We start from the raw sequence: 13,404 nt of genomic DNA, 5'->3' as shown, positions 1-13,404 counted from the left end.
CGGCCTGCGACGGCGGAGCAGCAAGGACAACGAGAGCCGCTGCGAGGGCAACGGAAGAAAGGCGGGCAAGGGAAGAAGCGTGCATCAGGGAGCGGTTTCCTCAAGTGGCGAAGCGGTGATCGGTGCTGGCTGAGAGGCGGTGCTGGCTGCGCAGCCCGGCAGGGCGGCACAGCCAGCACCGATCAGATATCGCCGCCTCGAGGCGGCGACTGTTGCGGATGCTACGCGCGAGTCCGCTTGGACCGACGCAGTTTCAGACCCGCCGCGGCAGCACCGGCCGCGAGGGCCAGCAGCGCCGCGATCGCCGCGATGAAGCCCACCGGGTTGCTGCCCGCCGCCTCGCCGACCCAGTCCGTGTGGAAGAGGGCGGCCGCGTTGCTTCCGGAGGCGCCCGGCGTCGTAGATCCGGGAGAAGTAGTTCCCGGGTCGTTCGCTGCGGCTGCCGCCACAACGAAGGCAACGCTGACCGTGGCATCCGACCGACCACCCGTGAGGATCAGCGAGTGGTCGCCGGCAGCCAGCGCGCTGGGCACCGTGAACACGTAGATCGCCGAGCCGTCTGCGGCGGCCGTGGCGGTCTCGGCCAGCTTGATCGGTGCGGAATGGATCTCGCCCGTCACGGTTTCGTCGGCGGTGAAGGAGCCTGCCGGGGCGGTGTAGCTGTAACGCGTCCCCGGGGTGACCGTTGCTCCCGCGACGAGAACCACGGGAGCAGCCGGAACCACGATTGCGACGCTGGCGGAGGCCGGCGAGGCGTTGTAGGCCGAGTCGCCGAGGTACTTCGCGGTGATCTGGTGGGTTGCGCCCGCGGCCAACGCTGTGGCGGTGTAGCTCGCGACTCCGGCAGCCAGGTCAGCGCTACCGAGTTTGGTGGCTCCATCGAAGAACTCGACCGCGCCGGTCGCCGAGCTGGCCGTGCCGCCGGCCGAGGTCACGGTGGCAGTGAAGGCGGCTGCATTCTCGCCCTGCAACTCGCCGGTGAGTCCGACCGTGGTGTCGAGCTTGACAAGGTCGACCGTGACGCTGGCGGCAGCGGTCGTCTGCGAGGCCGAATACGGCGAATCGCCAGCAGGGGTGTAGCTGGCGGTGTAGCTGTGCACCCCGACACTGAGACCCGAGAGAGGAAGCATCGCAACGCCTCCCGTAACCGGAGCCGTGCCAACGCTCGTGCCTGCCTCGAAGAACTCCACACTTCCGGTGGCGTCTGTCGCGGTCTGGCCGCCGCTCTTCACCGACGCACTGACGGTGGCCGCGTACGCGCCTGCCGCCTGCGCCGACGCATCGAGAGTGCTCGCCTTCGTCGCCGCCTTGAAGGTGTAGTTCTTGTTCGAGTCGATCGACAGCGTGCCCCACGTCGCGATGCTGTTGCCGTCGGCGTCGGCCGCGAGGTAGAGATCATCCGACTCGGTCACGCAGACGAAGCCGATGCTGTAACTCATGTCTGGCTTGAGCCACGTGTCGAGGCCTGCGGAGATGAAGTCCTTACTGCTAAAAGACAATGAGAAGACGGAACTGGGGCTCAACACCTCGCCACTCTCACCACGACCGACATCCTGGTAATTGACCAAATCGTAGGTACCAAAGTAGGGCGTGGTCGCGTCGGGAACCGGCACGATTTCTGCGCCCGGGGTCGTGACGAAGGCTCGAGCGGATGTGCCATCCGCGGCACACGCGAAGTCGGTCGAAACAACGACCTTGCCGTTCGGAAAGTTCGTGGTCGGACCCGTCACGGGCGAGAGCGCAAAGGTGGCGTCTTGCGCGGCGGCCTGCGCCGGGGCGGCGAAAGCCAACCCGCCGCCGAGCGCGAGCAGTCCGCCCAGGGCGGCACCGGCGACGCGAAGAAAAAACGGGGTCCGGCGTGAGCGCGAAGTGCGTCGTGCCGACGTGGGTGAACTCATGTGATCGATGTCTTTCTCTATAAGGTGCTGAATGTCGCGGGGCCGGCGGCCCCGCGACAACGCCGGGCGGGAACATCCCGCCCGGCGCCGTCGGGATGGAGCGTTAGTTGGTGAAGTTGGCGTGGAAGACGCCGGCACCTGCGGCCGTGTAAGCCAGCGGCTTGAAGCCGTAGTCCGCCACGATCTTGACGCTGGAGGTGGAGCTACGAGTCGCGCTGCGCAGGGAATCCACCCGGTTCTTGACTGCCACGTCGTTGTTGTAGTTCGCCGTCGGAACAACGGTGAACACGTCGCGAGCGAAGACTGGCGAGAGGGTCTGGTCAGTGGTGGTACCCGGCACCACTGTTGCGTCGCCGAACAAGGCGCCCGGCGTCAGCGACGAACCCGATCCGGCCGTGGGGGCCAGCGTGTTCAGGCTGAGCAGGTTGAGGCTCGAGGCGTTGCTTCCGGTGAAGGTGTTGGTCGTTCCGCTGACACCGTTCTTCTGCTGGATCCACTGGGCTGCCGAGAACGGAGCGATCTCACCCGAGGCGTTGATCTCGGTGGCGGTGTTCTCCTGCACGCCCTGGCGCACCCACGATCCTGTGGTGGCCGTGGTCACGCCGATGGCTCCGATGAAGAAGGTGCGCGTTCCCGAGCTCTGCGTCGGCAGAACCGGGTGCACGCTCACCGAGGTGCTGCCGACCGTGATGACCGGGTCGTTCGCCGGGTCGGTCGGGTCAGAAGCGTTGACAGTGGAGCGGGTGATGGTTCCACCGAGAGCGGTCGACGTGCGGCTTCCGGTTCCGCTGTAGAGGAAGGTGAGATCGGCGGTGTCGAGATTGCTGATCGAGATGCCCGACACTCCTGCGCTCTGGAACGCGACCGAGACCGCGTCGCGTGCCAGGGGAACCCAGGTCAGCTTGTCAGTCGACAAGCCGGGGTTGACCGGCGTGCTCGGCTTAGACGACGAGCGGGCGAAGTCGAGGGCGTGGGTGCCGCTCGGCTGCAGGGAAGGAGAGACCACACCGTTGGCATCAGTCCAGGTGTCCTTGCCCGCGGCCGTGTTCCACGACGCGCTCAGCGCCTTGACGCCGTCACCAGATCCGGCGGGACGTGTGAACATCGAGCCTGTCTTGGGGGTGATCGTCGCAGAACCGAAGGCATCCCACGAGCCGATGTTCGGTGCGAAGGCTGACACCGTGGTGGAACCAACGGTGTATCCATTCGTGAGGCCGTTGCCGACGCCCTGGATCGTGTCGGATCCGGCCATCTGGTACGTGCGACCAGATGCGCTGGGGTCAGCCTGGGCGGTGGAAGCACCAGCCGCGATCAGGCCAAAGGCGAGGCCAGCCGTGATGGCGACCTTCGCGACGGAGTTTGCTTTTCTCATTGCAATTTCCTTACCATTAGGGTTCTTACGCTCTGTACAGGGGCGCAAGAGACGGTTTATCCGCGGGTGCCCGTATCCAGTTGGTTGGATGCGGGCACTTCGTTCTCCAGGCGCGGATCGCCCGAGTGCGAGAACGAAAATCTGTGGGCGCCGCGCGCGTCGATGCTGAGCGGACCGGTTCCCGCCACGTGCAGCTTCCTGCTCGATGCCGAGACGAGAGCCGCGGCGACCTGTCGACGAGCGAGCGCGGCCGAATCCCGCGCCTCCTCCTCGGTCTCGAACCTCTGAACACCGACCAACGCCGGCGCGCCGTAGAGCGAGAGGAACCAGGTGAATCCGGTGCCGCTTCGCGCCAGGTGCATGGTGAGCCGGTCTCCGGCGGCGATCAAGGCGGAGGTGGTGCGTCGAGCCTTCTCGAGTGTGGAGAAGATTCGCGCCGTGCGCGCCACCTCTCGACGGTTGAGACCGAGGAGGCGCCCGACGATCAGGCCCTGATTGTCGAGAGGCCAGAAGATCGAATCGGCGCTCGCTCGCACGGCCGGGTCGGTCTCTGCGACCGAGAGCCTAGCGAGTTGTCCAGCGAATCGACGCAGCATCAGCTGTCGCGAATCGGTGAATTCGAGAAAGGTGACGAGCGGTGTGTATGACCCGGTCACGACGATTTCACCTCCCCCGATGCACGAATTTCACTCGATACGAACGGCGTGAAATGCCATCCCCCGGGATGCGATTTCACCTGCCAGGGATGAGTATGCTCCCCCGAACAGGCTCTTATTCATGCTGGCGGCATACGAGATCGGGAACTGTCCACCGCAGTTCGGGGGCGCATCGATGAACATTCGGCGAAGCCGACTTTGTGGGGGTAACGGTGGTCGTTACCCGGAAAAGAAGTAACCGTCAGAGTCGCCGGACGGGCCATGAAAAGGTGGTCAGTGAGCCGTTCTGGGGGTCATTCCGTGAGCGAGACAGAACTCGTCGCTCGTGTTCGGAAACACGGCGAGCGACTGATCGGGCCGCACGCAGAGGGTGAGATCGGGCACCGGATGTCCGCCGACATCAGAAGTGGGCTCTGCCGCGGAGTCCCCGCGGAGGACACCGGCGCTCCAGAGCGCATCGCACATGGCCACGGCGTGCTCAGAAGGATCACCGAGCTCATCGCCTGAGTAGCGCTCTGCTTCGGCGATTCTCGAATCCACGTCGGCTTGCTCGTAGCAGAACACCTCGCGTTCCTGCACGTGCTGCGATGCAATCCCGATCCAAGCCGCCGCGCTCAATGCCGAGATCGCGACGGCGCCTCCGACGACAAGCGTGAGACGTCGGCGCCGCCGCCGGCGCTTCTCGACATAGTCGAGGACCCATCCGCGCATCGCTGCGCGGCGCTCGGGGCTGAGGCTGGGCGTGGTGCTCATAGCTCGCCCCCGAACTTCTGCCGGAGACGGGTGCGAACCCGGTTGAGACGCTTTCGTACCGAGGCGACGGAGATGCCGAGCTGAACGGCTGTCGCCTCGTACGAGCGCTCCTCGTGGATGACGGCGCGATAGACGGCTTGATCGAGTTCAGCCATGCCCATCACTTCGTCCTCCAATCGTCCCATCAGCCGATGAGAGTCGAATCTCTCATCAATCCTGTCTGTGTCGTTCTCCATCGGGTGTTCTTCGGAGACGCTACCGGCGACGGGTCGGCGATGTTGGGAGCGCAGCCGGTTCGCCGTCACGTTCGTACACGTCACCAGCATCCAGGGCAGCGCAGAGCCATCGACGAGCCGCACACTCGACAGCTTGCGCCAGGTGATCGCGAATACCTCCTGAGTCACCTCCTGCGCATCATCTTCATCTCCCAGTTCTGAGAGAGCCTGAAGGTAGATGGGTTCGACGTGACGGTCATAGAGTGCAGCGAAGGCACGCTCGTCACCGCGCGCAGCGTCGGCGACCAGACGCACATCTGCTGCCCGATTCATCACAGGGACTGTACCGCACCGTGACCGATGACCCGCGTCAAGCAGAAGCCGGCGCATCCAATGTCCTTCAAGACGGGGCGAACTCGTCAGAGTTCGCAATTCCGTACCTTTAAATAGATGTCGCCGATCTGCGGGGCGTTACCCACAGCATCCGTCGTTTCTCGAATCGTCATGCTCGGCGTTTCAGATGACCAACAGACGAACGGGCTGGACCACGAGTTCACGCGACCGTCGCCTCGGGCCGTTGCCGAGAGATATTCAGCAACGATTGACTGACCCCATGATCACTCGCCTCGCACCCCGCACACGTCTCTCGCGCCGCACGCTCGGCCTCATCGTCGGCGGCGCGTCCGTCGCTGCGTCGCTCCTTGTGGCCAGCCCCGCTCTCGCCGCCACAAACGCCGCCTCGCAGTCGTGCTGGGAGAACGTCGACACCGGCGCGACAGGCTGCTTCGACTCTGCCCTCGATGAGCGGGAGCAGATCGAACTCGCCACCGGCCGGCCGCTTGTAGCGGTCGAGACGGGCTCCGCAAACGCGTCCCGAACCGCCGCCTCCACGAACGCCACGACCGCGAGCACGAGCACCGCCACGGCCGACTATCTGCTCGTCACCGGCTGGGACGGCATCAACCAGACAGGCGACAGCAAGAGCTACCTCACGTCGAATACGACCGGCTGCGGAGCCGGGGTGAATTTCAGTTTTCAGAACCTGCTGACCTGGAGTGATCGGTTCGAGTCGATTCAGTCGTACAACGGCTGCTTGACGACGCTCTATGCCGACATCAATTTCGGCGGCGCCTTCACCGGCCTCATCTCCACGAGCAACGATCTGGGCACGTTCAAGAACAAGGCGTCATCTCTCGACGTCGGCTGATAGAAGTCACGGGAGCATGCGCGACTTGGAACCTACGAACACAAGAAGCCATGCGTCGTCCTGAGGGATGGCGGGGTCGGTCCAACATTTGGCGGCGGAGTTGAAGGCTGGGATTTCCTGATGAGACCAGCTCCCACACTTCGCCCTCACCGGCAGCGAACCGTTCAGGGGAAGGCTAGACCACGACCACGTGCCGGTCTCCGCTGAGTAGTTCAGGTCGGCAGGCTCGAAGGTCAACGACTCCTCGGGCGCAGCCCGGTCGCTCCACGGGCCGCAGGCTGCGCCCTCGTCTTGCGCGTTGCAGGCCCTGATGCGGAACGAGTACACCTCGCCGAACGGCCCGCCGGTCAGTGCACGCGGCACGGCGACCGAGCCGGCCAAGGATATCTCCGCGACATCGCCCGCGGGGCTGCCCGCGGCATCCAGTCTCTGCACTTCGTAACGCGACGCCTCAGGCGCGATCGAGGTGATCTCGTAGTCGTAGTCGGTGCCGACGTCGATCATCTCTCCGTCGAGCGCCGTGACCGCGGCGGGCGCAGCACGCGGCGTGACCGTCACCACGTCGCTGGCCGCGCACCCCGCGCCGTTGTATCCCCAAACGATGAAGCCATAGCTCGCTCCCGGCCGGTCGATCCCGTCGAACGAACCGCTCGTCCAGGCGCCGACGTCGACGACGGTGCCGCCGCGAGGGGCCTGCACGCCTCCCGAAGGCAGCAGCACACACGGCGATTCGACCGTGGTTGCGCCCGGCCCAAGACTCTGCGTGAAGTAGCCGCGAACAGGGTCGCCCCGTCCATCGAAAGGCGCCCACGACAGCGACACTGTGCCCGTCTCGGGCTGAAGAATTGCCGTGACCGGCGCAGAAACCGGCGGCCGCGCGGGCGACTCATGCGCGGGGCCCGCGTCAGGCACGGACGGCGGCTCCGGCAGTGTGGCTACAGCTGCGGGCGGCAGTGTGGCTACAACTTCGGTCGGCGGCGAGGGCGAGCCACCGCTCGAGGGAGAATCGTGGTCTACCCCGATGCGCTCCAGCTGCCCGACGGGCCCCACGGCGATAGGAACCGTGACCGTGCTCGAAGACGTGCCCGCCGCATCATTGCTCCTCGCCAACAGCTTCGCCCAGCTGTCGATCTCCCGGTTGCCACTCTGGGGAACCCAGACTCGACCGGACACCGAATCGTTGAGTACCGCGCGGCCGCTGTTCGTATGAAAGACCGGGCGATCGGATGCTTCCAGGCCCGACAAGACCCCGGCCACACCGGCCGTCGGGTCGCCCGCACACCGCTGCCACGACGTTCCGTCTCCCCAGGCCGCGAAGGTGCATCCACCTGTGACGACCGGACGGACGGGAGCCCCGTCGTGCCCCGAATCCAACACCGAGACGGTGCCCGTTCCGAGCTCGATTTCGAGCAATGAAGACCGCGTGGACACGAGCACCGAGTTGACCGGCGAAGCGGACGACAGCTCTGGTTCGACGTCGACAGCAGCCTGAAGAACCACGTCGGCGACGTCGCCGTCGGTGAAGTCCGACAGATCCACCTGCCCCGCGGGCGTGGCCAGCATCGAAGCCGACGCCTCCAGCACAGCCCACGCGGTCGTCGTGGCAACGATTTGGAGCGGCCCGGAGTCTGCCGGAAGCTCCACTGCCGCGCGGTCCGCTTGCGCAATCGACGTGCCCGGCTCTGCGCGAAGCAGTTCGTGCGTCGTCGGGGAAACGGCGATGACCCCGCCGACCGGGGTAGTCGCAACGACCGCCCCCGGGCCCAGGTCGAACACGGGGTCGGGCGCGACAGCACTGCGCCCGAACGCATCGAGCGGAACTGACCACACTCGACCATCCGTCTGCGACGTGATCAGGGCGTCAGAGCCCGTGATCACCAGGCCGACCGAAGGAGCCGGCAGCGCCACGGAGCCGCCCGGCCTCGCGGTAGCCGGGTTGAGCAGCGTCGCTGTTCCGGCGTCGCGGTCGACGATGATCACCCGTGACCCGCTCTGCACCACCTCTGCGCGCGGATTGAGCATCGGCACTGCCACGTTGAGTTCGGCGACCTCCGTGTTCACACGTCCGACAGCGGAGGCAGCGACGCTCGTCACCCACACGCCCGAATCTCCCACGCCGGCCTGCACCACCGTCGACGGGCTCGGCGAAGCCACTAGCCCCACGACCACCAGAGCGAGCGTGAACGTCCCGATGGCGACAGTGCCGACTCGTGACCGCGACCTGCTGATCGAGGAGACACCGGGGGACGCTGGCCGCACGTCTCGCCCCCTCCCCGAGTCTGACGATCGCGCGGTGGGGCGCAATCCGCGATCATCATAGGCCTCGTGAGTTAATCGGGAGGGTTGGCCGCCGGAAGGCTCTTGATGTGTTTGTCGGCGAATTCGGCAACGGCATCGTCGAGTCGAGGATCGTCTCCGCGGGCCAGACCGGCGTACTCCAGCGTGACCCCCTTGCCGTCGGGGTTCTCGATGAGTTTCACCCACACTCGGCGACGCGGAATGAACAGCGACGTCAGCAGACCGCCCAGCACGAGAATCGCGAAAACGAGCACCCACAGCTGAGTGGGGTCGCGGTGAATGTCGAACGACGCGAAGCGTTTGATTCCGTCGAGCGTGACCGTGCCCATGCCGTTGGGCAGAGCAGCCGTCTCACCCGGCTTGAGCTCGATAGAGTCGACGCCGGTCTTGCCCCCCGTGAGCTGGGTCATCTTGTCTGTGGCCAGCGAATAGACGGATGTCGGCACGCCCTTGTCGAGGCCGAGGTCACCCTCGTAGACATTGAGGGTGACAACCGGATATTCGGCCTCGGGGAACGACGAGAAGTAGGCGCCGTTGGAACCCACATCCTGGGTCGGATAGAAGAAGCCGATCATGCCCACCTGCTCAGGCAGGCCGTCGGTGATCTTCACGACTCCGAGAGAAGTGAGATTGGCGTCTTGCGGCAGGAAGGGTACGGAGTCCGTGAAGACCACATCGCCCTGGGCATTCTTGACGGTGAGGGTCGGCGCATAGCCGTTGCCGAGCAGGTAGACGTCCGAGCCGCCGATCTTCAGCGGGCTGTTGACCTTGACCTCGCCCTCTGCCTCGTGGCCGTCCTCCGTCGTCGTGACATGCGCTGAGTAGTCGATGGGCTGCCCGAACGCATTGAGGTTCTGGGTCTCGTAGGTGGCGTCGAACTTGTCGAGCCGCAGCGTGAACGGGGTCAGCGTGTCGTCGGAGAAGAACCGACCCGGGTTGAACGAGTCGAACGCCAGCAGCGTGTTCACGAACGTCTGCCCCTCGACCACCACGCGCTGGCCGGCGTAACCGAAGCCGCCGCCGATTCCGACAGTGACGAGGATGCCGACAAGCGCCGTGTGGAAGACCAGGTTGCCGGTCTCACGCGCATAGCCCCGCTCGGCCGAGACCGACGTGGAGCGCGCATCCTGGAACAAGCGGACCCGGTAACCGGACTTCTTGAGGATCGACCGGGCCGACTCGAGAATCTCCGCGCTGTCGCCCTCGGCCTGACGAGTCGTGAAGCCACCAAGCCTGTTCAGCCTGGCGGGAGTCTTGGGAGGAGCCGAACGCAGTGCGTCGAAGTGGTGCTTCGTGCGCGGAATCACGCAGCCGACCAGCGAGATGAACAGCAGCAGATACACGCTCGAGAACCACACCGAGCTGTAGACCGAGAACATCTGCACGCTGTCGAGAATCGGGGCGAGCGTCGGATTGTCGACGAAGTACTGCGTGACGCCGTTGGGGTCGCTCGAACGCTGAGGAACGAGCGAGCCGGGAACCGCTGCCAGCGCGAGCAGCAGCAGCAGAAAGAGCGCGGTGCGCATGCTCGACAGCTGCCGCCAGAACCAGCGCAGCCAGCCGACTACGCCCAGCTTCGGCTGGGTTATGGATGCCGAATCGCGATCGCGTGCGGACTCGGGCGCCGGGCTCGGGGAATCGTAATGATCAGACGGGCGAGACAAAAGAGAACATCACCCCCTGGAGGTTGTTCATAACGATGGTCCAGATTCCCGAGACCATAAGAAGTCCGACGGCGATGAGCAGCGCACCACCGATGATGTTGACCGCGCGAATATGCCGCTTGAGGAATGCAACAGATCCGGTGACCCAGTTGAAGCCGAGAGCGACCAGCAAGAACGGAACGCCAAGGCCGATGCAGTACACCAGGCCGAGCAACGCACCGCGCCACGGCGAGGCGCCATTGAGGCTGAGGGCGAATATGGCAGAGAGTGTCGGACCGATGCAGGGCGTCCAGCCCAGGCCGAAGACGAGACCCAGGAGCGGTGCACCGGCCAGCCCTGTGGCGGGGGTCCAGGAGGGCTTGAACGTGCGCTGCAAGAAGGTGAACTGGCCGACGAACACGAGGCCGAGCACGATCACCACCACACCGAGGATGCGCGTGATCAGGTCCTGCCACGTCGTCAGCCAGGCGCCCACAGCACCGAAAGCGGCGCCATATGCGACGAAGACCAGCGAGAAGCCGAGCACGAACAGGGCCACGCCGAGCAGAAGGCGACCCCGCCCGCGGGCGCGACCCGTGGCATCCGGAGCGGAGGCGAAGCCGCCGATATAGCCGAGGTACCCCGGCACGAGCGGCAGCACGCAGGGCGAAGCGAACGAGACAAGGCCGGCGAGCAGGGCGATCGGCAGGGCGAGAAGCAGCTGCCCGGAGAGCACAGCCTCGGCGAAAGGATTGTTCACCGGTGCTAGCTCGGCTCGGCGATGGTGTCGCGGATGAGCGTGTCGAGAATCGAGGGCTCGCTCACCTGTCCGAGGATGCGTGCGGCGACCCGGCCCTCTTTGTCGATGACGAGGGTGGTCGGCACGGCGTTCGGAGACACCTCACCGCTGAAGGCAAGCTGCAGCGCGCCGTCGGTGTCGATCACCGAGGGGTACTTGATTCCGTAGTTCTCTTCGAAGCTGATGGCCTGGGGCGCCTGATCGCGCACGTTCACTCCAAGGAAGCTCGCACCCTGTCCGTCGTACTTCTCGCTGAGCTTCGCGAGCTGGGGAGCCTCCACCCGGCACGGCGCGCAGCTTGCGTACCAGAAGTTGAGAACGACCACCTGCCCGGTGTAGTCGGTCTGGCTCACGCTGGCGCCCTCTGCGGTGGTTCCGGCGAAATCGACTGGCTTCTGCCGCGAGTCGGGTTCGATCTCGGTGACCGTACCGTCTCCGGCGATGTAGTTCTTGCTGTCGCCCGAGAGGTACTGCTCTGCCAGGGGGTCGTTCGAGCATCCCGCGAGCAGCAGGGCGCCGACCACGACGAGGCCGGCCAGGCCCGCCCGTGCCGCGCGGCGCATCCGGATGCCCGTCATACGGCACCCACGTCGGTCGCGTTCTCGGCGAGATCGGCGGCTGGGTCGACATAGCCCACCTCGACCCAGCGGTTTCCGATGCGCTCGAAGCTCGTGATGCTCGAGAGTTCGCATCGACGGCGGCGCGGATCGTGGAACAGCGGTTTGCCCGCGATTGCGAGATGCGTCGTCCAGATGGGCAGCTGGTGACTCACGAGCACGACGTCGCCGGACTCAACCGAGTTGTAGGCGTCACTCATCGCCGCCAACATGCGGGTCTTGATGGATGCATATGGCTCGCCCCAGCTGGGAATCGTGGGATTGCGAAGCCACGGCCAGGTGCGGGGGCTCTTGAGCGCAGAACTGCGACCGCGCATGTTCAGGCCCTCGAAACGGTTCGTCGGCTCGATGATGCGTGGATCGGTGATGATCGGCAGTTCGAAGGCCTGGGAGACAGGTTGCGCCGACTCTTGGGTGCGCTGAAGCGGAGAAGCGTAGAGGGCACTGATGCCGCGCCGCCTCTCGACGAGTTCAGCCGCGGCGGAGCGCGCCATTTCATGACCGAGATCGGAAAGGCCGAATCCCGGGAGTCGCCCATAGAGCACACGTTGGGGATTGAAGACCTCGCCGTGACGCACGAGATGGATCTGGCTGGCTACCACGGAGTCCAGTTTACGGAGCGCAGGTCGGGGAAAAGGCTGATAGCCGAATGAAGGGCATCCGGGGGAACCAAAGACAGTAGCGAAACTACCGGTCGGCGGAAGAAATAGTTAGTTGTGCTTCTGCGTTGAGAAGTTGAGACTTGTTACAAGAAAGGTTCACAACTCATGCTTATCGCCATCGTCGTATCGTCCATTTTCGCCCTCCTTTCGGTCGTCGGCATCGCCGCAACCGTGCGCGCCGTCGCCACCGACGGCTACCGCCGCCAGCCCACGCGCGAGTACGCCGCTCGCTGATCGGGCACCCTTGCGGGTGCGTTTGTCGCCATAGGGCACAAACGCATTGAGCTTTGACGCTCTGGTCTCTCTTCTCTTATGCGCGACATCATGACGCGTGACCAAAACGCACTCGGATGCCGCCATCATTCTCGGCGAGCGCGTGCGTGAACAACGACTCAAGCTGGGTCTCACTCTTGAAGATCTGGCTTCGCTGTCGGAGATGCACTGGACCAGCGTCGGCAAGATCGAACGCGGCCAGGTCCATCCGAACGTCGAGACGCTCGTGCGTCTCGCGACCGCGCTCAATGCCGACCCGGGCGTCTTCGTCGAAGGACTGACCGCGTCGATGTACGAGAAGCGCGTGCACGGCCTGACGGCTGCGGACTTCATTCGCGAGCGAGAGCGCGAGGCATCGCGCCGCTCCGAAGCGTCCTGATCCGGCGCACCCTGCGCATCCGGATGCCGTGCGGCAGGATCTGCGGCAACGAACGCGCTCACGGGGTCGGGCGCGACCGCATCCATTCGTCGCGGATGAGCACGTAGCGCACACACGGACTGATGGGCGAGGCCTCGGGCACGTCCGGATGCGCGAAGTCGTCGACGTGGCGCATACCGAGGCGGCGCATCACGCCGCGCGACGGCTCGTTGATAACGGCGGTGATGGAGTTGACCTCGAGGAGCGGGCAAGCAGCATCCGGCGCGAACGCGGCGTCCAACGCTCCGGTGGCAGCCTCGAGAGCGAAACCCTGCCGCCAGTGCGCTCGGGCGATTCGCCAGCCGATCTCCATCCCATCGGAACCGGGTACATCCGCCGGCATTGGCCCGATGCCGGTGAACCCGATGAACTCCCCTGTGTCACGGCGCTCCAGGGCCCAGCGCCCGTGCCCGTGAAGGTCGAACCCCGTGTCGATCCGGTCAGCGGAAAGATCGCTCCGCGCCCTGTCGAGCACCGCGGGAAAGTAGCGCATCACCTCGGGATCGGCGTTCATCGCAGCAAAAGGCGCGCGATCAGAGGGGCGCCAGCGGCGAAGAATCAGTCTTTGTGTCTCGAGCTGCGCCGTCACGGTT

The 13,404-nt window shown here is 65.3% G+C and carries 14 protein-coding genes; 3 read left to right on the top strand and 11 right to left on the bottom strand.

Annotated elements, in window-relative coordinates; all coding sequences use genetic code 11:
- Positions 1-221: 221 nt before the first annotated feature.
- The 5 genes from TZ00_RS13685 to TZ00_RS13665 form a co-directional block, all read right to left on the bottom strand.
- Entirely contained in the window at positions 222-1,898 is a 1,677-nt protein-coding gene (locus TZ00_RS13685) for an Ig-like domain-containing protein (RefSeq protein ID WP_044442522.1), read from the bottom strand.
- Between the two features lie 103 nt (positions 1,899-2,001).
- Entirely contained in the window at positions 2,002-3,270 is a 1,269-nt protein-coding gene (locus TZ00_RS13680; RefSeq protein ID WP_044442519.1) for a hypothetical protein, read from the bottom strand.
- 56 nt (positions 3,271-3,326) lie between these two features.
- Entirely contained in the window at positions 3,327-3,926 is a 600-nt protein-coding gene (locus TZ00_RS13675; RefSeq protein WP_044442517.1) for a hypothetical protein, read from the bottom strand.
- 273 nt (positions 3,927-4,199) lie between these two features.
- On the bottom strand, positions 4,200-4,679 hold the full coding sequence (locus TZ00_RS13670) for a hypothetical protein (protein WP_044442515.1): 480 nt from the start codon (positions 4,677-4,679) through the stop codon (positions 4,200-4,202).
- Positions 4,676-5,227, bottom strand: a complete 552-nt coding sequence (locus TZ00_RS13665) for an RNA polymerase sigma factor (protein WP_052521614.1) — start codon at positions 5,225-5,227, stop codon at positions 4,676-4,678. Before TZ00_RS13665 ends, TZ00_RS13670 begins: the two co-directional genes overlap by 4 nt.
- Positions 5,228-5,507: 280 nt before the next feature.
- On the opposite strand from TZ00_RS13665, the gene TZ00_RS13660 reads away from it, so the two are divergent.
- Entirely contained in the window at positions 5,508-6,101 is a 594-nt protein-coding gene (locus tag TZ00_RS13660) for a hypothetical protein (protein WP_044442511.1), read from the top strand.
- Between the two features lie 6 nt (positions 6,102-6,107).
- Here TZ00_RS13660 and TZ00_RS13655 read toward each other — a convergent pair whose 3' ends face one another.
- From TZ00_RS13655 to TZ00_RS13635, 5 genes are all read right to left on the bottom strand, one after another.
- Positions 6,108-8,360, bottom strand: a complete 2,253-nt coding sequence (locus TZ00_RS13655) for a YncE family protein (RefSeq protein ID WP_044442510.1) — start codon at positions 8,358-8,360, stop codon at positions 6,108-6,110.
- 71 nt (positions 8,361-8,431) lie between these two features.
- Positions 8,432-10,063 carry a cytochrome c biogenesis protein ResB gene (gene resB / locus TZ00_RS13650; RefSeq protein WP_044442508.1) on the bottom strand — a complete coding sequence of 544 codons (1,632 nt, stop codon included), beginning with the start codon at positions 10,061-10,063 and terminating at the stop codon, positions 8,432-8,434.
- Positions 10,047-10,802, bottom strand: a complete 756-nt coding sequence (locus TZ00_RS13645) for a cytochrome c biogenesis CcdA family protein (RefSeq protein WP_044442506.1) — start codon at positions 10,800-10,802, stop codon at positions 10,047-10,049. The genes resB and TZ00_RS13645 overlap by 17 nt, the downstream gene beginning before the upstream one ends.
- 5 nt (positions 10,803-10,807) lie before the next feature.
- A complete protein-coding gene (locus tag TZ00_RS13640; RefSeq protein ID WP_044442504.1) occupies positions 10,808-11,419 on the bottom strand; it encodes a TlpA family protein disulfide reductase in 612 nt (203 codons plus the stop codon).
- Entirely contained in the window at positions 11,416-12,060 is a 645-nt protein-coding gene (locus TZ00_RS13635) for a histidine phosphatase family protein (protein ID WP_044442502.1), read from the bottom strand. Before TZ00_RS13635 ends, TZ00_RS13640 begins: the two co-directional genes overlap by 4 nt.
- A 165-nt stretch (positions 12,061-12,225) precedes the next feature.
- On the opposite strand from TZ00_RS13635, the gene TZ00_RS20505 reads away from it, so the two are divergent.
- Entirely contained in the window at positions 12,226-12,354 is a 129-nt protein-coding gene (locus tag TZ00_RS20505) for a hypothetical protein (RefSeq protein WP_274519279.1), read from the top strand.
- A 97-nt stretch (positions 12,355-12,451) separates the two neighbouring features.
- The gene (locus TZ00_RS13630) at positions 12,452-12,772 is read left to right on the top strand and encodes a helix-turn-helix domain-containing protein (RefSeq protein ID WP_044442500.1); all 321 of its coding nucleotides are present in this window, start codon (positions 12,452-12,454) and stop codon (positions 12,770-12,772) included.
- A gap of 58 nt (positions 12,773-12,830) precedes the next feature.
- On the opposite strand, the gene TZ00_RS13625 is transcribed toward TZ00_RS13630, so the two are convergent.
- Positions 12,831-13,400, bottom strand: coding sequence for a GNAT family N-acetyltransferase (locus tag TZ00_RS13625; RefSeq protein WP_052521584.1), 570 nt, complete (start codon positions 13,398-13,400; stop codon positions 12,831-12,833).
- Positions 13,401-13,404 lie beyond the last annotated feature (4 nt).

The sequence above is a fragment of the Agreia bicolorata genome, assembly GCF_000938265.1.
Classification (GTDB): domain Bacteria; phylum Actinomycetota; class Actinomycetes; order Actinomycetales; family Microbacteriaceae; genus Agreia; species Agreia bicolorata.
The sequence above is the reverse complement of the archived record's forward strand: the minus strand, read 5'-3'. Positions and strand labels throughout refer to the sequence as shown.